The 21,036-nt window shown below is 62.8% G+C and carries 19 protein-coding genes and 1 tRNA gene; 10 read left to right on the top strand and 10 right to left on the bottom strand.

All coding sequences use genetic code 11. The features are described from left to right. Positions 1-68: 68 nt before the first annotated feature. On the bottom strand, positions 69-815 hold the full coding sequence (gene radC, locus NKJ35_RS28705) for a RadC family protein (RefSeq protein ID WP_352650918.1): 747 nt from the start codon (positions 813-815) through the stop codon (positions 69-71). A 52-nt stretch (positions 816-867) separates the two neighbouring features. Then, positions 868-1,695, bottom strand: coding sequence for a type I methionyl aminopeptidase (map, locus tag NKJ35_RS28700; protein ID WP_254818354.1), 828 nt, complete (start codon positions 1,693-1,695; stop codon positions 868-870). Between the two features lie 304 nt (positions 1,696-1,999). On the opposite strand from map, the gene NKJ35_RS28695 reads away from it, so the two are divergent. Then, the gene (locus NKJ35_RS28695; RefSeq protein ID WP_254818355.1) at positions 2,000-2,299 is read left to right on the top strand and encodes a DUF982 domain-containing protein; all 300 of its coding nucleotides are present in this window, start codon (positions 2,000-2,002) and stop codon (positions 2,297-2,299) included. A gap of 115 nt (positions 2,300-2,414) precedes the next feature. Here NKJ35_RS28695 and NKJ35_RS28690 read toward each other — a convergent pair. From NKJ35_RS28690 to phaC, 3 genes are all read right to left on the bottom strand, one after another. Further along, positions 2,415-2,489 (bottom strand) — tRNA-Glu (locus NKJ35_RS28690). A gap of 173 nt (positions 2,490-2,662) precedes the next feature. After that, on the bottom strand, positions 2,663-3,814 hold the full coding sequence (locus NKJ35_RS28685; RefSeq protein WP_352650915.1) for a YcbK family protein: 1,152 nt from the start codon (positions 3,812-3,814) through the stop codon (positions 2,663-2,665). 288 nt (positions 3,815-4,102) lie between these two features. Next, a complete protein-coding gene (phaC, locus tag NKJ35_RS28680) occupies positions 4,103-5,938 on the bottom strand; it encodes a class I poly(R)-hydroxyalkanoic acid synthase (RefSeq protein WP_352650912.1) in 1,836 nt (611 codons plus the stop codon). Positions 5,939-6,035: 97 nt separating this feature from the next. Between phaC and NKJ35_RS28675 the strand changes: the two genes are divergently transcribed. The 5 genes from NKJ35_RS28675 (at position 6,036) to recJ (ending at position 12,064) form a co-directional block, all read left to right on the top strand. Next, complete coding sequence (locus tag NKJ35_RS28675; protein WP_352650909.1) at positions 6,036-6,422, top strand: hypothetical protein; 387 nt, start codon at positions 6,036-6,038, stop codon at positions 6,420-6,422. A 40-nt stretch (positions 6,423-6,462) separates the two neighbouring features. Next, positions 6,463-7,680, top strand: a complete 1,218-nt coding sequence (locus NKJ35_RS28670) for an LL-diaminopimelate aminotransferase (protein ID WP_254818358.1) — start codon at positions 6,463-6,465, stop codon at positions 7,678-7,680. A 42-nt stretch (positions 7,681-7,722) separates the two neighbouring features. Then, a complete protein-coding gene (locus NKJ35_RS28665; RefSeq protein WP_352650905.1) occupies positions 7,723-9,036 on the top strand; it encodes a homoserine dehydrogenase in 1,314 nt (437 codons plus the stop codon). 199 nt (positions 9,037-9,235) lie between these two features. Then, positions 9,236-10,219, top strand: a complete 984-nt coding sequence (gene glpX, locus NKJ35_RS28660; RefSeq protein ID WP_352650902.1) for a class II fructose-bisphosphatase — start codon at positions 9,236-9,238, stop codon at positions 10,217-10,219. Positions 10,220-10,279: 60 nt separating this feature from the next. Then, a complete protein-coding gene (recJ, locus tag NKJ35_RS28655; RefSeq protein WP_352650901.1) occupies positions 10,280-12,064 on the top strand; it encodes a single-stranded-DNA-specific exonuclease RecJ in 1,785 nt (594 codons plus the stop codon). Between the two features lie 21 nt (positions 12,065-12,085). On the opposite strand, the gene NKJ35_RS28650 is transcribed toward recJ, so the two are convergent. The 3 genes from NKJ35_RS28650 to folE form a co-directional block, all read right to left on the bottom strand. Continuing rightward, the gene (locus NKJ35_RS28650) at positions 12,086-13,057 is read right to left on the bottom strand and encodes a patatin family protein (protein ID WP_352650899.1); all 972 of its coding nucleotides are present in this window, start codon (positions 13,055-13,057) and stop codon (positions 12,086-12,088) included. Between the two features lie 84 nt (positions 13,058-13,141). Next, complete coding sequence (gene hisI, locus NKJ35_RS28645; RefSeq protein WP_352650897.1) at positions 13,142-13,612, bottom strand: phosphoribosyl-AMP cyclohydrolase; 471 nt, start codon at positions 13,610-13,612, stop codon at positions 13,142-13,144. A 10-nt stretch (positions 13,613-13,622) separates the two neighbouring features. After that, a complete protein-coding gene (folE, locus tag NKJ35_RS28640) occupies positions 13,623-14,285 on the bottom strand; it encodes a GTP cyclohydrolase I FolE (RefSeq protein WP_254818364.1) in 663 nt (220 codons plus the stop codon). A 240-nt stretch (positions 14,286-14,525) separates the two neighbouring features. On the opposite strand from folE, the gene NKJ35_RS28635 reads away from it, so the two are divergent. Further along, a complete protein-coding gene (locus NKJ35_RS28635; RefSeq protein WP_352479757.1) occupies positions 14,526-14,972 on the top strand; it encodes an iron-sulfur cluster assembly scaffold protein in 447 nt (148 codons plus the stop codon). Here NKJ35_RS28635 and NKJ35_RS28630 read toward each other — a convergent pair. Continuing rightward, positions 14,969-15,883 (bottom strand): LysR substrate-binding domain-containing protein, encoded by a 915-nt coding sequence (locus NKJ35_RS28630; protein WP_352650895.1) that lies wholly within the window; start codon positions 15,881-15,883, stop codon positions 14,969-14,971. The two genes, NKJ35_RS28635 and NKJ35_RS28630, sit on opposite strands and share 4 nt — an antisense overlap. Positions 15,884-16,222: 339 nt before the next feature. Between NKJ35_RS28630 and yidD the strand changes: the two genes are divergently transcribed. From yidD to thrS, 3 genes are all read left to right on the top strand, one after another. Further along, a complete protein-coding gene (gene yidD, locus NKJ35_RS28625; RefSeq protein ID WP_352650927.1) occupies positions 16,223-16,597 on the top strand; it encodes a membrane protein insertion efficiency factor YidD in 375 nt (124 codons plus the stop codon). Positions 16,598-16,742: 145 nt separating this feature from the next. Next, complete coding sequence (blaOXA, locus tag NKJ35_RS28620; RefSeq protein WP_352650893.1) at positions 16,743-17,555, top strand: class D beta-lactamase; 813 nt, start codon at positions 16,743-16,745, stop codon at positions 17,553-17,555. 167 nt (positions 17,556-17,722) lie between these two features. Beyond that, positions 17,723-19,696 (top strand): threonine--tRNA ligase, encoded by a 1,974-nt coding sequence (gene thrS, locus NKJ35_RS28615; protein WP_352650892.1) that lies wholly within the window; start codon positions 17,723-17,725, stop codon positions 19,694-19,696. A gap of 230 nt (positions 19,697-19,926) precedes the next feature. Here the strand turns inward: thrS and NKJ35_RS28610 are convergent, their stop codons facing one another. After that, positions 19,927-20,892 carry an RgsD C-terminal domain-containing protein gene (locus NKJ35_RS28610; RefSeq protein WP_352650924.1) on the bottom strand — a complete coding sequence of 322 codons (966 nt, stop codon included), beginning with the start codon at positions 20,890-20,892 and terminating at the stop codon, positions 19,927-19,929. Positions 20,893-21,036 lie beyond the last annotated feature (144 nt).

Here is a 21,036-nt window from a genome sequence, read left to right as displayed (position 1 = left end):
TCGAGCGACCGCCTTGACGTTGCGGTACATAGGCGCATAGCGGACAAAGCTGAAAACAACGCCAAACCTCAGATCAGCAGCAGGCCCTTCATGCTGGAGTGGCCTTTCCTGCCGATGATGATGTGGTCGTGAACGGCAATGCCAAGCGGTTTGGCCGTCTCTATGATCAGCTTGGTCATCTCGATGTCGGCGCGCGACGGCGTCGGGTCTCCCGACGGATGATTGTGCGCCAGAATGATCGCCGTGGCAGAGAGCTCCAGGGCGCGCCTGACCACCTCGCGCGGATAGACCGGTGTGTGGTCGACGGTGCCGACCTGCTGCACTTCGTCGGCGATCAGCGCGTTTTTCTTGTCGAGGAACAGGATGCGGAACTGCTCGCGCTCCTCGAAGGCCATCACCGACCGACAGTATTCGAGAACCTGCGTCCAGGTCGACAACAGCTCGCGGCCGGCGATCTCGCCGCGCGCCATGCGCTGCGCCGTTGCCGCAACCACCTTGAGGTCGAGCGCCACCGCCGGGCCGATGCCCTTCACTTCCTGCAGGCGCTCGACGGGCGCGCCGAGGACCTCGGCCAATGTACCGAAGCGTGCCAGCAAGGCCTTGGCGACCGGCTTGGTGTCGGCGCGCGGGATCAGCCGGAACAATAGAAGCTCGAGCAGTTCGTAGTCGGGGAGGGTGTTGGGACTGGCGGCGAAGCGCTCGCGCAAGCGGTCGCGATGGCCGAGATAATGCGGCTTGTCGGCGGCCACCGCCTTCGCGGGCGATCGCACCGGCCTTTCGGGAAAGAAGGCCCGCTCGTCGTCGTCACCGTTCATGGCTGCCCCACCCAGCATTTGCCGGGCACGGTAACGCCCGATCTGCCAGACACTAGGCCCGCAGGCCGGGGCGGTCGAGGTTTTTTGGCGACAGCGTGAAGATCTCGCAGCCGGTTTCGGTGACGCCGATCGTGTGTTCGTATTGCGCCGAAAGCGAACGGTCACGCGTCACCGCGGTCCAGCCGTCCGACAGCACTTTCACATGCGGCCGGCCGAGATTGATCATCGGCTCGACGGTGAAGATCATGCCCGGCCGCATCTCGACGCCTTCGCTGGCGCTGCCGTAATGCAGGATGTTCGGCGCGTCGTGAAACAGCCGGCCGACGCCGTGGCCGCAGAAATCGCGCACCACCGAGCAACGCTCGGCTTCGGCATAGGTCTGGATGGCGGCGCCGATGGCGCCAGTGCGGGCGCCCGGCTTGATTGCCGCGATGCCGCGCATCAGGCACTCATACGTGACTTCGAGCAGCCGCTCCGCGGCACGCTTGATCGTGCCCACCGGATACATGCGCGAGGAGTCGCCATGCCAGCCGTCGAGTATATAGGTGACGTCGATATTGACGATATCGCCATCCTTCAACGGCTTGCTGTCGGGTATGCCGTGACAGACGACGTGGTTGATCGAGGTGCAGGATGATTTCGTGTAGCCGCGGTAGTTGAGTGTCGCCGGAAGCGCGCCATGGTCCATGCCGAACTCGAAGACGAAGCGATCGATCGCTTCGGTGGTGACGCCGGGCGCCACCATCGATACCAGTTCGTCGAGGCAGCGCGCGGTGAGATCGCAAGCCTTGCGCATGCCGATAAAGCCTTCCTCGTCGTAAAGACGGATCTGGCCGGTGTTTCTGAGCGGTGCCGTGGCGGCGTCGAGATAGGTGACCATTTTTGTCCGTCTTGCAGGGATGCGAGGGCTGGATGAGCCCCCGCCAGAGAAATCTCCCCAGATTTGGCACTGGAAGGCCCAAGGTTCAAGAACGAACTGCCGGCGACGGTCGAGGACCTGCGATATTCACGCCAAGGGGCGTCCTCCTTTGCCTGTAGCGGCCTAATGCTTCCGCCGGGTTCATTGGCTACCGCAGTGACGACACATTTCTAGGCGAGAAGTCGGCCCAGGCATGAAGCCGCCACGGCAACTTTTTTTATGCCGAACGATGTTGCTGCGGGGGTGTCGGTTCGGGAGAGGTCGAATGGACAGACTGCAATTTGCGGTGCCGGTGCGTATCGCGCCTGTGCCCAGCCAGCCGGTCGAGGAAATCTACAGTGTCGAGCAGGCGCTCGATTTCCTGCAAACGTGGCCGGTTCGCCGGAAGGGGCCAACCTACCAGGCCGCGTTCAATGCCTGTTTTGGCGCCACGGTGGACATCGTCGAGACCGAAGACGCATGGCGGGCCTTCATGGCCTTTTGCCGGGTGAGCGGCCTGCTTGCCAGGGACATGATGGTTCCTCCGCGCAAGCGCGGCGGCGAGGCGAGGGGACTGCGGGCGTAGGGAGCCCTGGGCACAATGTCTTCGCCCTTTGCTGACACCCCCATCAGAGTGGGTGGGGTCCGGCCAAGTTTGCCAGCGTCACGCTGGCGATAGACATATGCCGAGTTGAAATTGCTGGTACGCCCAAGGGGAATCGAACCCCTGTTACCGCCGTGAAAGGGCGGTGTCCTGACCGCTAGACGATGGGCGCGCTCAGATGTGAGCGCTTATAGTTGCGTCGCGGCAAACCGGCAACCCGTCTGCCGCCGGCTGCGACAACTTTTTTCCTTTGGCTCCAAACCGCGTCTTTCCGACAGCCAAGGTGGTTTTGCAGCATGCTGCAACGTCGCCGAGGGGACTTCGCTGTGGCCGAAGAACCTCTCCCTAGCCGCGCCTGCGGCAACGCCAGTTCCAGTCGCGCTCGGGGCCGACATCGACATGGACGGATTCGGTGTGGCAGTAGGTGCCGACGCCGCCGCGGCCCGGCATGGTGCGGATATAGCTCGCCAGTTCCCATTTCGAGACGCCGGGGACCTGGATGTCGGCGGCGGCGCAGTACATGTGCAGCGAATTCTTGGCGCCGTTGGCGCGGCGGTTGCGGGCCGGGTCGCGATAGCCGGAGGTGACCGTCATCTTGCGGCCGTAATGGCCTTCGATCGTCTTCAGCACGCGAACCAGCGACGGCTTCAAGCAGGCGACATCGACGCTTTCGTTCTGTTTCAGGAGGCCGTTGGGCGCCAGCCGGGCGAGGCCGGCGGCGGAGGCGACCTGGTAGGCGCCACCCGAACCTTCGTCTTCGTTGAGATCGACGTCGCTCTCATCGTCGAGGCCGGATTTGCGCTTGATCTCGAACAGCGCCGTCTGGCGCACTCCGGGCAGCGCATCGGCCGTGAAATGGCTGGTATCGCCGGTCGACACCAGCTGCACCGGCTTTTCAGCCGGATTGGCCGAGGCCAGGGTAACGGTGGGTTTTGCCGCGGGCGTCGCCTTGGCCTGCACGACCGTTGGCTGCCCGCCCGATCTGCTGTTGGCCGGCGATGCTGCCGAAGCGGGGGTGGCGCTGAACAGCGAGGCCAGGAAGTTTTTCTTCGGTGCGTAGGCCTGTGGCTGCGGCATCTCGCCGGCGGTTACATAGACCGGGTTGTTCATCGCCGCCGCGGCGGCCTTGGCGTCGGGCTTCGATGCATCAGCACTGTTCTGTGCCACGACCTGTTCGGCCGTCTGGGCGTTTGGTTGCAGCGGCTGCGGCGTGTGTCCCGCGATCGTCTCGGCTGCCGTTGGAACGGCGATCGGGAAGCCGGCATCGGGCTTGGCCCCTGGCTTGGCTATTGGCACATAGGCGACCTGCTCGGGAAGGCTGGCGTCACCGTCGGCATTCATCGTCATTTGTGCGGTTGTCATCTGCGACGATGATGCGGCCGTGCTGGCCTGGGGCGTACCGGCGGCCGTGCTGATTTCGGTAGCCGAGGTATTGTAGCCTGGCATGCCGACCGACATGGTCGGGTCGCCGGCCGAGGTGCAGGACGCCAGGAGCATCGAGAAAAGCGCCGCCACAATGGCGCGGCTTTCTCCCTTCGCGAGGCGCGATCCTGCTGATCTCAAAACAAAATTCCCCCTCGATATCCGACCGGTTCGTCATTGGCGCGGCGCCGAAACGTCTCGTCGAAATGACCCTTGTTCCCCGAACCGGAAACGAGACCTGTGTCAAATCTGCAAGCCTCAAAGTAATTTGGCGGCTAGAGGATGAATCAAGGCTGCTCAGGGTTGACGGCACCATTTCGCCCGCTTTTGGCGGCGCGTCAACTCACCACACATTACAGATGGTTACACGCGCACCTTGACATAGGTGCCGGGGGCTTCGCCTAGAACTTGCATGTGCTCGCCCGGTTTGCGGGCCGGAACGCGGGTATTGTCCTTGGCTTCGATCCAGCGTTGCCAGTGCGGCCACCAGGAACCGGGGTGGGCTGTGGCCCCGGCGAGCCATTGGTCGAAGTCGCCGGCCGGCTTGCCGCCGGTCCAGTATTGATATTTTTGCGCCGCCGGCGGATTGACGACCCCGGCGATGTGGCCGGAGCCGGCCATGACGTAGTCGACCTCGCCGCCGAAATATTTCGAGCCGAGGAATACCGACAGCGCCGGCGCGATGTGGTCCTCCTTAGAGGCGAGGTTGTAGACCGGAATGGTAACGTCCTTCAGCGAAACCGTGCGGCCCGCAAGTTCCATCATGCCTTGCGAGAGTCTGTTCTCGAGATAGCAATTGCGCAAATAGAAGGAATGGTTGGCAGCGCCCATGCGGGTCGAATCGGCATTCCAGTAGAGCAGGTCGAAGGGCAGGGGATCCTTGCCGCGCATGTAGTTGTTGACGACATAGGGCCAGATCAGGTCGCCTGAGCGCAGCATGTTGAAGGCGGTCGCCATCTTGGTGCCGTCGAGATAGCCTTTCTCGTTCATCGCCTTTTCGACGGCCGCGACCTGCTCCTCGTCGACGAACACTTTTAGATCGCCGGCATAGGTGAAATCGACCTGGGTGGTGAAGAAGGTGGCGGATTTGATGCGGTGGTCGCCTTCCTGCGCCATCAGCGCCAGGGCCGCCGCCAGAAGAGTGCCGCCGACGCAATAGCCGATGGCGTTGACTTGCCTTTGGCCGGTGGCCTTCTCGATCGTGTCGAGGCCGTATTGCAGGCCCTCCCTGATATAGGCCTCCCAGCTCTTGGCGCCGTGCCGCTCGTCCGGGTTGATCCAGGAGATTACGAACACGGTGTGGCCTTGCTCGACCGCCCAGCGAATGAAGGATTTTTGCGGGTTGAGGTCGAGGATGTAGTATTTGTTGATCCATGGCGGGCAGATCAGCAGCGGCCGCTTGAGCACGGTGTCGGTAGTCGGCTCGTATTGCAGGATTTCGGCGACGTCGCTGCGGCCGACCACCTTACCCGGCGTGGCGGCGAGATTCTTGCCGATCTCGAAGGGCGAATAATCTGCCTGCCGCAGCTTCAGGTCACCCTTGCCCGCGGCGATGTCCTCGGCGAGCATCTTCATGCCGCGCACCAGGTTTTCGCCGTTCGAGGCGACAGTCTCGCGAAACAATTCCGGATTGGTCAGGATGAAATTCGACGGCGAGATGGCATTGGACACCTGCTTGACATAAAAGCCGGCCTTGTGGCGGGTATGCTCGTCCAGGCCGTCGGCGTGCTCGACCAGTTCGGCCGCCCAGCGCGAGGTGACCAGATACGCCTGTTTGAGGAAATCGAAGAAGGCGTTGCGGCCCCATTCCGGGTCCTGGAAACGCTTGTCGCCGCGCTCGGGCTTGACCGCGTCCTCGGCGTCCTCGGCGCCGGCGCCGACGCGCTGGACAGCATTGGCCCAGACGGTCATGTAGCCGGCAAACAGCCGCGTTTGCGCCTCCAGCGCGCGCTGCGGGTCGGAGAGCCAGTACTCGGTGAGCTTGGAGAACGTCTTCACCATGTCGACGACCGGCTCGGCGACGTGATCGCGTACCTCGCCCTTTTCCCGCGGCTCGGCCCATGCCGAGGCGGCTTTGCCGGCCTGCTCGATCATGCGGGCCATATTCAGAGCGAAGCGTTCCGGGTCCTTCACCAGATATTGCTCGACGGTCGAAGGTTGGTCATCTTCCGCTTTGCCCGAATCGGGTGTTTTGGCCATGGTTCGCGGGGTTCCTCCCGAAGCGTTTTGTTGACATATTACCATGGGATATCGAACAGGGTCCAATGTGCTCTAACCCGGCCGCCAGGAAAACAATATGACGATTAATATTGGCAAGAACGTTTTTTCCGGCACTGGTCGCTTTTGCCGCATGGTGCTCGTCATGTTGGCGATGGCCGGTTGCACGAGCAGCAACATGGAAGGTGCGGCGCCCGCCACCGGCCTTGTCGGCGCGAAGGACACCGGTTCCTATCCGAACCTGAACATCCGGCCGCAGGTGGCGGCCGAGCAATTCACCGACGAGGAAAAGAACGCCAAGCTCGCCCAACTGAAGGCCGAAAAGCAGAGCCAGGCCGCCAGGGGCGGCGGCGTCAAGGTTGCGGACCAGGCAGCGCTGGACCAGCTGGCAAAAAAACACGGCGCCGAGGTGCTGAAGCAGATCGAAGGCAAATGCGACCCCGCTCTCGACCCTAGTTGCAAATAAGCTTATACGCGCGACCGCAACCTCACTGTCTGGAACTGCCATGGAAGAATTTCACAAGGTCCGCCGGCTTCCGCCCTATGTCTTCGAACAGGTCAACCGCCTGAAGGCCAGCGCCCGTTCGCGCGGCGCCGACATCATCGACCTTGGCATGGGCAATCCGGACCTGCCGACGCCCAAGGCCATCGTCGACAAATTATGCGAGGTGGTGCGCGATCCGCGCACGCACCGATATTCGTCGTCGCGCGGCATTCCGGGTCTTCGCCGTGCCCAGGCTAACTACTACGCACGCCGCTTCGGCGTGAAGCTCGACCCGGACAGCCAGGTGGTGGCGACGCTCGGCTCGAAGGAGGGCTTCGCCAATATGGCGCAGGCGATCACCGCCCCCGGCGACGTGATCCTGTGCCCCAATCCGACCTATCCGATCCACGCCTTCGGCTTCATTATGTCGGGCGGCGTCATCCGCTCGCTGCAGGTCGAGCCGGACGACGGCTTTATCCCGGCCCTGGAGCGCGGCATCCGCCATTCGATCCCGAAGCCGCTGGCACTAATCCTCAATTATCCGTCCAACCCGACGGCACTGGTCGCTTCGCTCGATTTCTACAAGGAGGTGGTGGCCTTCGCCAGGAAGAACGACATCATCATCCTATCGGATCTTGCCTATTCGGAGATTTATTTCGACGGCAATCCGCCGCCTTCGGTGCTGCAGGTGCCGGGCGCCATAGACGTCGCCGTCGAGTTCACCTCGATGTCGAAGACCTTTTCGATGCCGGGCTGGCGTATGGGTTTTGCGGTCGGCAATGAACGGCTGATCTCGGCGCTGACGCGGGTGAAATCCTATCTCGACTATGGCGCCTTCACGCCGATCCAGGTGGCGGCGGCGCATGCACTGAACGGCGACGGCGCCGACATCGCCGAAGTGCGCGACGTCTACCGCAAACGCCGCGATGTCATGGTCGACTCCTTCAGCCGTGCCGGCTGGACCATTCCCGCACCGGCGGCATCGATGTTCGCCTGGGCGCCGATCCCGGAGCCGTTCAAGCACCTGGGCTCGCTTGAATTCTCCAAGCTCCTGATCGAGCACGCCGACGTCGCGGTGGCGCCGGGCGTCGGCTTCGGCGAGCATGGCGACGATCACGTGCGCATCGCGCTGGTCGAAAACGAGCATCGGATCCGGCAAGCGGCGCGCAACATCAAGCGCTTCCTCGCATCCAGCGCCAAGCAGCCGAATAACGTCGTACCGCTCGCCGCACATCGCTGATCTTATACACATCGACCGAATTGTTGAGGGGCGTCGCCGGACATGGCTGAAGCGTTGCGTGTTGGAATTGCCGGCCTCGGCACCGTCGGTGCGTCTGTGGCCCGTGTGCTGCGCGACAAGGCGGCCGAACTGACGCGGCAGTGCGGACGCGACATCGGCGTGTCAGCAGTTTCGGCGCGCGATCCCAAGCGCGACCGCGGCGTTGATCTTGGCACAGCACAGTGGTTCGACGATGCCGTCAAGATGGCGCACACCGCCGAGATCGACGTCTTCGTCGAACTGATCGGTGGCGACGAAGGAGCGGCACGATCATCAGTGAAGGCCGCGCTCGAGGCCGGCCGTCATGTCGTCACCGCCAACAAGGCACTGCTTGCCAAGCACGGCGTCTCACTGGCCGAGATCGCAGAAAAGAGGGGTGTGCTGCTCAACTACGAAGCGGCGGTGGCAGGCGGCATTCCGGTCATCAAGACGATGCGCGAGGCGATGGCCGGCAATTCGGTGACCCGCGTTTTCGGCATCCTCAACGGTACCTGCAACTACATACTGACACGCATGGAGGCCGAGGGCCTGTCGTTCGATGCCTGCCTGAAGGACGCGCAACGGTTGGGCTATGCCGAAGCCGACCCGACCTTCGACATCGAGGGCCACGACACCGCACACAAGCTGTCGATCCTGACCAGCCTGGCTTTCGGCACGAGGATCGCAGCCAACGATATCTATATGGAGGGCATCTCCAACATCAGCCAGGCCGACATCCGCGCGGCCGGCGATCTCGGCTACCGGATCAAGCTGCTTGGCGTCGCCCAACGCACCGAAAGCGGCATCGAGCAGCGCGTGCATCCGACCATGGTGCCGACGGCCTCGGTCATCGCGCAGGTGCACGGCGTCACCAATGCGGTGGCCATCGAGACCGACATCCTCGGCGAATTGCTGCTCTCCGGCCCTGGCGCCGGCGGCAACGCCACCGCGTCGGCGGTGATCGGCGACATTGCCGACATCGCCAAGAGCCGGCCTGGCTTCCAGCATGGTCCGGTTTTCGGCCGGCCGGCGAAGGAATTGAAGCCTTACAAGAAAGCGCAGATGCGCAGCCATGCCGGGGGTTATTTCATCCGGCTGACCGTGCACGACCGCCTCGGCGTCTTCGCGGCAATAGCCAAGCGCATGGCCGACAACGACATTTCCCTGGAATCGATCGTCCAGCATGCCGCCGGGCCGGAAACCGAGGCACAGAAGACGGTCATCCTGGTGACCCACGAGACGACCGAGGCGGCGGTGCGCAAGGCCGTCGACGGCATCACCAGGGACAGCCTTCTGACCGACAAGCCGCAAGTCATCCGCATCGAGCGGGCCGGATAGAAGTCTCCTTATTTGCCTTCAATCGATTGATATTGCTGCGCTTTCAAAAAGGCCCGGCGCAGGTCTTGCTGTTGTCACGGGGCTTTGACACAAGAAGCGCGTCTCTGGTGGAAGGCTAATGCATGTCGCCCAAAAGTGTGCGGCGGTTTTGGGACAACGACATGCACAAAAACAAAGTGCCAACGAGGATTGTCCATCGATGAATGTGGCCCAGAACATTGTCGCCGGCCTCGACCGGATACTGACTATGGAATTGGTGCGCGTCACCGAACGCGCCGCGGTCGCGGCCGCCAGATTGCGCGGACGCGGCGACGAGAAGGCCGCCGACCAGGTTGCGGTCGATGCCATGCGGCAGGAACTCAACCGTCTTGCCATCAATGGCACGGTGGTGATCGGCGAAGGCGAGCGCGACGAGGCGCCGATGCTTTATATCGGCGAGGAAGTCGGTACCGGCAAAGGCCCGGCTGTCGACATCGCACTCGATCCGCTCGAAGGCACGACGATTTGCGCCAAGAACCTGCCCAACGCATTGGCCGTTATCGCCATTGCCGAAAAAGGCAGCCTTTTGTTCGCGCCGGACGTCTATATGGACAAGATCGCGATCGGCCCGGGCTATGCCGACGGCATCATCGACATCGATGCCTCGCCGGCCGAAAACATCGCCAGCTTAGCCAGGGCCAAGCGTGTGCTGGTGGCGGAGATCACCGCCTGTATTCTCGACCGGCCACGCCATGGCGCGTTGATCGAAGCCGTGCGGGCGACCGGAGCCGCGATCCGTCTGATCGGCGACGGTGATGTCGCCGGGGTCATCCACACCACCGATCCGGACGAGACCGGTATCGACATCTATCTCGGCACCGGAGGCGCGCCCGAAGGCGTGCTCGCAGCTGCCGCCTTGCGCTGCACCGGTGGCCAGATGCAGGGCAGGTTGATCCTCGATACGCCGGAAAAGCTGGCGCGCGCCGCCAAGATGGGCATCTCCGACCCCAAACGGATCTACCACACGCAAGACATGGCACGCGGCGACGTGCTGTTTGCCGCGACCGGCGTCACCGACGGCAATTTGCTGGCCGGCGTCAAGTTCGGCCGCAATTTCATCACCACGCACACGATCGTGCTGCGCTCGTCATCGCGGACCGTGCGCGAAATCAAAGCCAGGCACCAGGATCTGGAAAAGTTTTGATTTCGACTCAGTTAGCCGTTGCATATTGTGCGCAATGACAAATTGCAGACGGCGCGCCACGTGACGGGGGAAAGACGCTTTTTCCTCGATGTAAGGCAATCGGCCACCGGCGTTTCCTGGGAACACCGGCTGACCGAGCGCCAGGACATGGCCGCGCTCGCCATCGCGCAAGGTTATGGCGTGCCCGACATCGTGGCGCGCGTGCTGGCCGGGCGCGGCGTCACCGCCGAGCAGACCGAGCGGTTTCTCGATCCGACCATCCGCAACCTGCTGCCCGACCCGGCATCGCTGACCGACATGGACAAGGCCGCCTCTCGTATCGCCCAGGCGGTAACGGCCAGGGAAAAGGTGGCGATCTTTGGCGACTACGATGTCGACGGCGCCGCCTCGTCGGCGCTGCTCAAGCGCTTTCTCGCGCATTTCTCGGTGCCGTCGGAGATCTACATACCGGACCGCATCTTCGAGGGTTACGGCCCCAATCCGGAAGCGATGCGCGACCTCGTCTCGCGCGGCGCGACGCTGATCGTCACAGTCGATTGCGGCACCAATAGCGCCGCTTCCATCGACGCCGCAAAGGCCGCCGGCGCCGACGTCGTGGTGCTCGATCACCATCAGGTCGGCGGGCCGTTGCCGGCGGCGGCTGCGGTCGTCAACCCAAATCGCGAGGACGACCTTTCCGGCCAAGGTCATCTTTGTGCCGCCGGCGTCGTCTTCCTTTGCCTGGTGCAGACCGCGAAGATCCTGCGCGGCCGCTTGCCGGAAGCCGCACCGCCGGATCTGCTTGGCCTGCTCGACCTGGTTGCGCTGGGCACAGTCTGCGACGTGGTGCCGCTCACCGGCGTCAACCGTGCCTTCGTGGTCAAGGGGCTGCAGGTGGCGCGGCAGCAGAGAAACGAAGGGCTGGCGGCGTTGGCGCGGGTGTCGCGTATAGGCGAGCCAATCAGCACGTTCCATCTGGCCTTTCTGATCGGTCCGCGCATCAACGCCGGCGGGCGCATCGGCGACGCAGCACTTGGCAGCCGCCTGCTTGCAACCGACGACCCGGTCGAAGCCCGCACCATTGCCGAGACGCTGGATCGACTCAACCAGGAGCGGCAGTCGATGGAGCAGGAGATGCTGGCCGCGGCGCGCTCAGAGGCCGACGCCGAGCTTGCCGGCGGCAATGGTCCGGCCATCGTGGTCACAGCCAGCAGCAACTGGCACCCGGGCATTGTCGGCCTGCTTGCCTCGCGGCTCAAGGACCATGCGCGCCGGCCCGCATTTGCCATTGCCTTCAACGCCAATGGTGTCGGTACCGGTTCAGGCCGTTCAGTGTCTGGTTTCGACCTCGGCCGGCTGGTGCGCGAGGCGGCCGATGCCGGACTTATCGTCAAGGGCGGCGGCCATGGAATGGCGGCCGGCATCACTGTCGAGCGGGCGAAGCTCGGCGAACTCAGGGCTTTCTTCGAAGAGCGCGCGGCGGTGGACGTGTTCCGCCTGCAAGGCGAGGAGAGCCTGGCGATCGACGGTGCGCTTGCCGCCGAGGGCGCGACGCTCGCGCTGCTCGATGCACTTGAGAGGGCAGGGCCGTTCGGCGCAGGGCATGTCGCGCCGGTGTTCGCGCTGCCGCGCCACCGGCTTGTCGATGCGCGGGCGGTCGGCACCAACCACATCCGCGTCGACCTGCAGTCGGAAAGCGGCGGCCGCATCCAGGCGATCGCCTTTCGCGCCGTCGATACCGCGCTCGGCGAATTCCTGTTCAAGAACAAGGGTAAGCCGGTGCATGTAGCCGGCTCGCTGTCGGGCAACCACTGGAACGGCAACCGCACGGTGCAATTTCGTATCGTCGACGCGGCGCTTGCCTGAGAAGCTCGCTGTCCGCTCTGCCTAAGCGAGGACGGTCTGCAGCCGGGTCAGATCGCCGATCTGCGCCATTGTTGCCTGGTAGCCGATACGGATTGCTTCGTCGGCGCGGTGGAATTCGGTCAGGCCGATATGGCTGAGCTTCGGCTGCAGCGATATGTCCGGCGGGTCGCCGGCCAGCCTGGCGCGCGAAATGCGGTCCTGGATGATGTTGAAGGCCTCTACCATGACGCCGGTGATGCCGAGCCGCGTCTCGCGCGACTGGCGTTCGGGATTGGCGTGGCCGGCCCGCGGCGCGTCTTTCTCGATGACCAGCTCGCCGGCGCTGTGCTTGATCACCGCGGCGCGGCCGAACAGATCGTAGTGAAGGTTCACCGCGACCACGAGGGGCTGCTCGTAGGCGCGGCAGACCGAGACCGGCACCGGATTGACCAGGGCGCCGTCAACCAGCACACGCCCATTGCAGGCGACCGGCTCGAACACGCCGGGCAGCGCGTAGGAGGCGCGCATGGCGGTGCTCAACGAGCCGCTCGACAGCCATATCTCATGGCCGGTGCGGATTTCCGAAGCGACGCAGACGAACGGTTTTGGCAGGTCCTCGAAGCGGATGCCGGCTATGTGCTCGCGCAGCCGCGCATCGAGCTTCATGCCACCGAACAGGCCGCTGCCGCGTAGATTGAGGTCGAGAAGGCCAAAAATGCGCCGCCTGGTCAGGCTGCGGGCGAATTCTTCCAACTCGTCGAGCTTGCCGGCAACATAGCAGCCGCCGACCAGCGCGCCGATCGAGGTGCCGGCGATCATCGACACTTCGATGCCGGCTTCGTCAAGCGCGCGCAGCACGCCGATATGCGCCCAGCCGCGCGCACAGCCGCCGCCCAATGCCAGCGAAATCGCTGTTTTGCCCGGAGATTTGGTTTCGGATGCGCCCGCGGCCGAGGAGAGGCCATTCGCCTCCCGAACGTCAGGTCTGTTGCGCAATGACGCCCACTCGAGCATCACAATCTCCCTTGTCCCACGGTCATCCTACAGGCGGGCCGTATCGAAATCATGAATACACGTGGCTGAAGTGCTGCGAATGGTTCATATTGATGGTGTATTGAGCTTTCGATAGGTTTTTTCCGCATCGAACAGCGGCTTGCTGCCGTCGCTGGCAAGCGTCCCTTTGCCATCGCTCAGCCCCACCGTCCGATAAAAGCATGAACGTCGGCCGGTGTGACAAGTTGCTTCATGACCCAGCACTTTGACGCGCAACCATATCGCGTCCTGGTCACAATCCGTGAGCATCTCGACGACCTGCTGGACATTGCCCGAGGTTTCGCCCTTCTTCCACAGCGCGTTGCGCGAACGCGACCAGTAGTGCGCGATGCCGGTCTCGAGCGTCAGCGCCAGCGCCTCGGCATTCATATGCGCGACCATCAGCAGCATGCCGTCTTCGGCATCGGTGACGACGGCGGTGACGAGGCCGCCGGCATCGAAGCGCGGCGAAAGGACCGTGCCTTCCTCAAGCGCCTTCTTGTCTGAGGGAGCTTTCGGGAATTCCAATGCCGACATTCGCCGGTCCTTATTTAACGAAGGTGGGGCGGGTCTGATCAGTTCCGCCGCCGCGCACCATGGTGACGAAGCGGACCTGCTCTTCGGGTGTATCCTTGAAGGCGCCGGTGAAGGTCGAGGTCAGCGTGGTGGAGCCCTGTTTGCGGATACCGCGCATGGCCATGCACATATGCTCGGCCTCGAGCATGACGGCGACGCCGCGCGGATTGAGGACGTCCTGGATGACGCCGGCAATCTGCGCCGTCATCGCTTCCTGGGTCTGCAGGCGATGGGCGAAGATGTCGACGACGCGGGCGATCTTGGACAGGCCGACAACCTTGCCGTCAGGCAGATAGCCGACATGCGCCTTGCCGATGATCGGCACCATGTGATGCTCGCAATGCGAGTGGAAGGATATGTCCTTGACGAGGACGAGGTCGTCATAGCCGGCGACTTCCTCGAAGGTGCGGCCAAGTTCCTCGGCTGGGCACATATCATAACCGTTGAACATTTCGCGGAATGCCTTGGTGACGCGCTTTGGCGTGTCGATCAGGCCCTCGCGGTCAGGGTTGTCGCCGGTCCAGCGCAGCAAGATGCGCACAGCGGCTTCGACTTCGGCCTCGCTCGGCCGGTCGGTGACCGGCTTTTCCATATAGGCGGACCGCGGCATGAGTTTCTTGATAACGGCGTCCATAAAGGCGTCTCCCGTAGTTCCTCTCTCAGGAGGAACGAGTTGAACGGACCACGACCTTTCGGGTGTCAGAAACTCGCCCGGTTTCCAGCCCGTAAGTGGCGTGAACAGAATTGGGCACGACGAGGTTCGTGGTCGCCTTGTCGATACCCGACTACCGCCATTATATATGTTCGTGCCGAGCGAAAGGAAGACGCCAGAGCGGCAATGACTGTTCGCTGGGCGGCGACGGATTGGAAAAATATGATCGACGATGTCTACAATGCGAAAATTCTGGGTTTTGCTGGAAACATCGCACGGATCGGCCGGCTCGACCGCCCCGACGCAACCGCACGAGCACATTCCAAGCTGTGCGGCTCGACGGTGACCGTCGATCTGAAAATGGATCATGGCGTCGTCACCGATTTCGCGCATGACGTGAAGGCCTGTGCGCTTGGCCAGGCATCCTCTTCGATCATGGCGCAGCATGTCGTCGGCGCCAGCGCCGAAGAATTGCGCAGCGTGCGCGAGACGATGCTGAAGATGCTGAAGGAAAACGGCCCGCCGCCCGAAGGCCGCTTCGCCGACCTGAAATACCTGGAACCAGTGCGCGACTACAAGGCGCGCCACGCCTCGACGATGCTGACGTTCGACGCAGTGGTCGACGCCATCGGCCAGATCGAAAAGAAGCGGGCGGAAGAGGCGGCTTAAGCCTTTGCAAGGAAACGCCGGCTTTCGGCGAATTCCGCCCGGACCCAGTCGGCAAAAGCCCTGGACGGCTCGGAAAGGTCACTCAGCCTTCTGGCCACCAGCCAATAGGCGCCCGACGCGACGTCGATGTCGAAAGGCTTGATCAGCGCGCCGGACGCAAGTTCTTCGCCGATCTGCAAAAGATCGCCCAGCGCGACACCATGTCCAAGCAAGGCTGCCTGCTTCGAAAGCGAAGCATCCGCCAGCATCGGGCCGCGCGCAGGCACGGCCTCAGCCGTCACGCCAGCCGCTTCGAACCAGCGCGCCCAAGCTTGACGGTTTTCTTCGTGCAGCAATGTGTAGCGACCAAGGTCGATCGGTTTTTCCAGAGCTGGCCCGGATGCAAGAAGCGCCGGCGACAGGACTGGTGAATCGACGACCGCGGCAAGCTGTTCGGCTTCGCTGCGTGGCCATGAGGTGGCGTGCGCACTGAAGCGCAGGGCAAGTTCGGGCTGATCGCTGCGAAACTCTATCAACCTCGGGTCGACCTCAAGGGAAACGTCGATATCGGGTCGCAACTCGCGAAAGCGGTTGAGCCGCGGCACCAGCCATACGGATGCAAGCGATGGCTCGACGCTGACACGGACCACGGATTGCGTCTGGGCCGCCGTCAACTCCGAAAGCAGCCTGTCGATGCCCTCGAAACTTCTGACCAACTGGTCGAGCAGCCGCCGGCCGGTGTCGGTCAACTCGACGCGGCGATGATGGCGGAAGAACAAAGGTTGGCGCAGGAAGGCTTCGAGCTCGCGGATCTGGCGGCTGATCGCTGCCTGCGAGACATAAAGCTCCTCGGCCGCACGGCTGAAGCTGAGGTGACGACCGGCTGCTTCGAAGCTTCTGAGAGCCGTCAGGGGGAGGTGTCCGCGCTTCATTCGCATAACTCAGAGTTATCTGACGTGGACGTTATACTCGTTTGAAAGGCAAGGCCAGCGGCGCTCTAATCGGCGCTCAAGGAGTGCTGCCATGATCCAGTTTCTCAACGTTCTGGGCGATGTCGTGCGGATCGCGACGTTTCAATGGCATGACGAGAAGCCGCATAGGGATTGGTGCGAGGGAGAGGCCGCCGACCAGCGTCGCCGTATGCCGGAAGCCGACGCCCGACCGCTACCCGGCTTGCCGTGCCAGGCCATGACCGGATTACCGAAACGCCATTGCGTTCCTGGCCCGATGCGCACATCTATCGTGTTGAAAAACGTGATGTGGAGACTGCGGTGGTTGGCCAATATCGGCATGCACGCGGTGCCAGGCCGATTCGACAAGGACGCAACTGGCCCGGCCCGTGGCGCAAGACGCCGGGCCGCCTCCTCGGCACGTCGCTCGTCCGGCTCTACCAGCTGACGGTGTCCGGCTTCGTCGGTAATTCCTGCCGGCATCTGCCAACCTGTTCCGAATACGCGCACGAGGCGATCGCCCGGCATGGACTATGGGCCGGCGGCTGGATGGGGTTTTTCCGGGTGCTGCGTTGCGGACCGTTCGGAACACACGGCATCGACCGCGTACCGGAAATCCTGGCTGATCGTTACCGTTGGTTCACGCCATGGCGGTACTGGCGGATCGGGAAAAAACGTGGCGACCTGGACAGTTGACCGCAACTGTTCGGCGAACAACCGGACCGCTTTTACGATCTGGTAGGGTTAACCGCAGCTTGCGCGGACGTAGCGCATTTAAGACAAAATCGAGACAAGACGCCTCGCTAAGCCGCTCCTGATACCCTTCAGGAGAGATTGCCAAATGCGCCGGATAGATCGTCTTCCCTTCGTTTTCGCCGTGGTTCTCTATGTCCTGGCGTGGCTGTTGGGCTTTCCGATCCGTGCGCAATCGGCGCCTCTCGGGGACGTCGAATGCACGCTGATCGTCGACGCCGCGAGCGGCGAGACGCTGTACCGGCAAGGGGTTTGCGATCAGCGCGTCAGCCCCGCCTCGACATTCAAGATTCCGCTGGCGCTGATCGGCTATGACGCCGGAATCCTGGGCGACGAGCATACACCGAATTGGGAGTACAAAGCGGAGTTCAACGCGCCGAAACGGGACCGCAAGACCGTCGACCCGACGATCTGGGAAAGGGATTCGGTCATATGGTTCTCACGCGAGATTACGCGCCGGCTCGGCAGCAAACAATTTGCCGGCTACGTGTCGAAACTCGAGTATGGCAACACGGACGTTTCCGGAACTCCCGGCAAGAATGATGGACTCACCCATTCCTGGGTGAATTCTTCGCTCGAGATATCGCCCGTCGAACAGGTCAATTTCCTGCGCAAGCTGCTGGCGCGAAAACTGCCGGTTTCCAATAAGGCCCACGCCATGACCGGTGCGATCATACCGACCTTTCGAGCAGGCGATTGGACGGTGCAGGGCAAGACCGGGACGACCGGGCTCGGCGACGCCGACAAGCGCTCGCTTGGCTGGTTTGTCGGGTGGGCGCAGAAGGATGCTCGCAAGATCGTCTTTGCCCGCCTGGTAATCGATACGGAACGTTCCGACACGCCCAAGGGACCCAAGACGCGGGCGATGTTCCTGAAAGAGCTGCCGAATCTCGTCAGGTGACCATATCCGGCTTTACGGCGCCGAAAACTGTCCATAAAAGACCGCTCGCCGCCGGACGCATCCGGCTCTTACTTGATGTATGTCGTAACTCCAAAACAGCTAGGCAGTTTTGGGCGACGTGCATTTTACCACCCGCGCTCGTTTGCGGGACTGGATAGGAGAACTTTATGCTGAATTCCGTTTCCCTGACATTTCCCGATGGCTCCGTCCGCGACTACGACGCGGCGATAACCGGCGCCGGCCTGGCGGAATCGATCTCGAAGTCGCTGGCCAAGAAGGCCGTTGCCTATTCGATCGACGGCACGCTGCGCGATCTTTCCGACCCGATCGGCAAGCCGGGCAAGGTCGAGATCATCACTCGCGAGGACCCGCGCGCGTTGGAGCTCATCCGTCACGATGCAGCCCATGTGCTGGCCGAAGCCGTGCAGGAACTTTGGCCGGGTACGCAGGTGACCATCGGGCCGGTGATCGAAAACGGATTCTACTACGACTTCGCCCGCAACGAGCCGTTCACGCCCGACGATTTCCCGGTGATCGAGAAGAAAATGCGCGAGATCATTGCGCGCAACAAACCGTTCACCAAAGAGGTATGGTCGCGTGAAAAGGCGAAAAGGATCTTTGCCGACAAGGGCGAGCGCTACAAACTGGAGCTGATCGACGCCATTCCCGAGGATCAGGATCTCAAGATCTATGCGCAGGGCGACTGGTTCGACCTTTGCCGCGGCCCGCATATGGCCTCGACCGGCCAGATCGGCAGCGCCTTCAAGCTGATGAAGGTCGCCGGCGCCTATTGGCGCGGCGACAGCAACAATCCGATGCTGACGCGCATCTACGGCACGGCCTGGGCCGATCAGGCGCAGCTCGAAGCCTATCAGACGATGCTGGAGGAGGCCGAGAAGCGCGACCACAGGAAGCTCGGCCGTGAGATGGACCTGTTCCACTTCCAGGAGGAGGGGCCGGGCGTCGTGTTCTGGCACGCCAAAGGCTGGAGGATGTTCCAGAACCTGGTCAATTACATGCGTCGCCGCCTCGACGAGCAGGGCTATCAGGAGGTCAACGCGCCGCAGGTGCTCGACAAGAGCCTGTGGGAGACATCAGGCCACTGGGGCTGGTACCGGGACAACATGTTCAAGGTGACGGTTGCTGGCGACGACACCGACGACGACCGGGTGTTTGCGCTGAAGCCGATGAACTGCCCCGGCCACGTGCAAATCTTCAAGCACGGGCTGAAGTCCTACCGCGATCTGCCGGTAAAACTTGCGGAATTCGGCAATGTGCATCGCTATGAGCCGTCCGGCGCGCTGCACGGGCTGATGCGCGTGCGCGGCTTTACCCAGGACGATGCCCACATCTTCTGCACCGAGGAACAGCTCGCCGACGAGTGCATCAAGATCAACGATCTGATCCTCTCGACCTATGCGGATTTCGGCTTCGACGAAATCACCGTCAAGCTGGCGACCCGCCCCGAAAAACGGGTCGGCACCGACGCGATGTGGGATCATGCTGAGGGCGTGCTGCAGGACGTGCTCGACAAGATCGCGGCGCGGTCGGGCAATCGGATCAAGACGGGCGTCAATCCGGGTGAGGGCACGTTTTACGGGCCGAAGTTCGAATATGTGCTGAAGGACGCCATCGGCCGCGACTGGCAATGCGGCACCACACAGGTCGACTTCAACCTGCCGGAGCGGTTCGGTGCCTTCTACATCGGCTCCGATTCGGAAAAGAAGCAGCCGGTGATGGTGCATCGTGCCATCTGCGGCTCGATGGAGCGGTTTCTAGGCATCCTGATCGAGAATTATTCCGGCCATTTCCCGCTCTGGTTCGCACCGCTGCAGGTGGTGGTGGCGACGATCACTTCCGATGCCGACGATTACGCGCGAAAGGTCGTCGCGCAGCTGAAGGCGGCCGGGCTGATTGCCGAAGCCGACCTGCGCAACGAGAAGATCAACTACAAGGTCCGGGAGCATTCGCTGGCCAAGGTCCCGGTCATCCTCGTCTGTGGCAAGCGCGAGGCCGAGGAAGAAACGGTCAATATCCGCCGTCTCGGTTCGCGCGACCAGGAATCGCTTGGTCTCGCAGCTGCCGTGAAGCTGCTTGCCGAGGAGGCGGTGACACCCGACCGCAAGCGCCGCGCGGCCTGAACCAGCCGACCTGCAATGAATGGCGGTGGAGCGATCCACCGCCATTTTCATATGACTGTTGCGCCGCGCCTATCCGGCAAATCGATCGACGTGCGCTTCGGTCAGGTGCTGAATGAGACGAATTGCTCGAGCGGCTTTACCGGGCTGTCGTCGATCCGGCTCCGGTCGTATGGCGTGGCCACGCGCAGTTGCTGGCGCGACGCATGCAAAGCAACTTAGAGGGGCGCGGCTTAGTCGGCGCCTTCCTCGGAATCGATGGCCGAAGCCTCTGTGGCCAGAACCTCGATGTCCTGGTTGTGCCCCGCCACCACCGTAAAATCCTTCTGGTAGATGCGGTCGCGGTTCTTGGCGATGATGGTGTAGTCGCCCTCGGCCAGCACCATCGAGGCAAAGGCACCGACGGTTTCCTTGATCGGATCGCCGGATTCGTTCAGCAGCGACCAGGAGGTGTCGGCGATCGCCTCGCCGCCCGGTTCGCGCACCAGCTTCATGGTCATCTCGGCGGCACGGTGCTCGACGGTCGCTTCAGTCAGCTTGCCGGCCTCCACGCGGATGTCGGAGCGGATGACCGCGTTCACAGCGCCATAGGTCGAAACAACGTGGTAGGTGCCGGCATTGAGCCGCACGACGCTGTTCGGCTCGACATCGGGTATGATCAGGGCGCGATCGCCGTCGGCCGCGGCGTGGCTCTCATAAATCGAGAAGCGCAGCTTCTTCGGCGGTATGCGTACCCCGCCGGACAGCACGGCATCAAGCTTGAGGCCGCCTGCATCGAGCACGAGGCTCTCGCGCTTGGCTTCCTTGCCGACGGTGATGCGCTTGGTGGCGCCGGCCCGCCCGTAGGAGGCGTGGACCAGATAAGACCCCGGCTCGAGCTGGAATACGGCGGTACCGCCATGCGCGGAGGCGACCATCGGCAACTTGCCGTCGCTGGCCGATTCGGGCTTGAAGACGCGCCAGACGATGCCGCGCGTGATGTCGGCGCCCTTGTCTGTCAATTGCGCCGACAGCGTGATTGCCCCGCTGCTCCCCAACACCAGCGATGTCTCGCTTTTCGGAGGCGCATAGCCCGAAATTCCGGGAAGTTTCAGCTCGCCGAGGCCGTCCACATCCTGGGCGACGGCGAGCGAAACCGGCACCATCAACAGTGCGGCAGCGAGCGCTATCAGGAAAAGACGCAATGTCCCCTCAAACATGCCTTGCGTTGAAGCCCAAGGCGGTGGCAATTTCAAGGCTTAAGAGTCCGGTCGGCTTCTGCTACAGGGCTCTTTGTCCGGCGCGCTGCGCCAATGCCCAAGCCGCCCGATGTCCCGATGGTGCGCTTCAGCTCAAATTCCAGG

Origin of the sequence: Mesorhizobium sp. M0136 (assembly GCF_040322515.1) — a bacterium.
GTDB lineage: Bacteria > Pseudomonadota > Alphaproteobacteria > Rhizobiales > Rhizobiaceae > Mesorhizobium.
Note: the sequence above shows the minus strand (reverse complement) of the source record. Positions and strands in the feature narration are given on the sequence as shown.

What these genes read in the sequence shown, in the direction of transcription:
- radC (WP_352650918.1), bottom strand. Translation starts at nt 815, where the DNA reads ATGAACGGTGACGACGACGAGCGGGCCTTCTTTCCCGAAAGGCCGGTG.
- map (WP_254818354.1), bottom strand. Translation starts at nt 1,695, where the DNA reads ATGGTCACCTATCTCGACGCCGCCACGGCACCGCTCAGAAACACCGGC.
- NKJ35_RS28695 (WP_254818355.1), top strand. Translation starts at nt 2,000, where the DNA reads ATGGACAGACTGCAATTTGCGGTGCCGGTGCGTATCGCGCCTGTGCCC.
- NKJ35_RS28685 (WP_352650915.1), bottom strand. Translation starts at nt 3,814, where the DNA reads ATGCTCCTGGCGTCCTGCACCTCGGCCGGCGACCCGACCATGTCGGTC.
- phaC (WP_352650912.1), bottom strand. Translation starts at nt 5,938, where the DNA reads ATGGCCAAAACACCCGATTCGGGCAAAGCGGAAGATGACCAACCTTCG.
- NKJ35_RS28675 (WP_352650909.1), top strand. Translation starts at nt 6,036, where the DNA reads ATGACGATTAATATTGGCAAGAACGTTTTTTCCGGCACTGGTCGCTTT.
- NKJ35_RS28670 (WP_254818358.1), top strand. Translation starts at nt 6,463, where the DNA reads ATGGAAGAATTTCACAAGGTCCGCCGGCTTCCGCCCTATGTCTTCGAA.
- NKJ35_RS28665 (WP_352650905.1), top strand. Translation starts at nt 7,723, where the DNA reads ATGGCTGAAGCGTTGCGTGTTGGAATTGCCGGCCTCGGCACCGTCGGT.
- glpX (WP_352650902.1), top strand. Translation starts at nt 9,236, where the DNA reads ATGAATGTGGCCCAGAACATTGTCGCCGGCCTCGACCGGATACTGACT.
- NKJ35_RS28650 (WP_352650899.1), bottom strand. Translation starts at nt 13,057, where the DNA reads ATGCTCGAGTGGGCGTCATTGCGCAACAGACCTGACGTTCGGGAGGCG.
- hisI (WP_352650897.1), bottom strand. Translation starts at nt 13,612, where the DNA reads ATGTCGGCATTGGAATTCCCGAAAGCTCCCTCAGACAAGAAGGCGCTT.
- folE (WP_254818364.1), bottom strand. Translation starts at nt 14,285, where the DNA reads ATGGACGCCGTTATCAAGAAACTCATGCCGCGGTCCGCCTATATGGAA.
- NKJ35_RS28635 (WP_352479757.1), top strand. Translation starts at nt 14,526, where the DNA reads ATGATCGACGATGTCTACAATGCGAAAATTCTGGGTTTTGCTGGAAAC.
- NKJ35_RS28630 (WP_352650895.1), bottom strand. Translation starts at nt 15,883, where the DNA reads ATGAAGCGCGGACACCTCCCCCTGACGGCTCTCAGAAGCTTCGAAGCA.
- blaOXA (WP_352650893.1), top strand. Translation starts at nt 16,743, where the DNA reads ATGCGCCGGATAGATCGTCTTCCCTTCGTTTTCGCCGTGGTTCTCTAT.
- thrS (WP_352650892.1), top strand. Translation starts at nt 17,723, where the DNA reads ATGCTGAATTCCGTTTCCCTGACATTTCCCGATGGCTCCGTCCGCGAC.
- NKJ35_RS28610 (WP_352650924.1), bottom strand. Translation starts at nt 20,892, where the DNA reads ATGTTTGAGGGGACATTGCGTCTTTTCCTGATAGCGCTCGCTGCCGCA.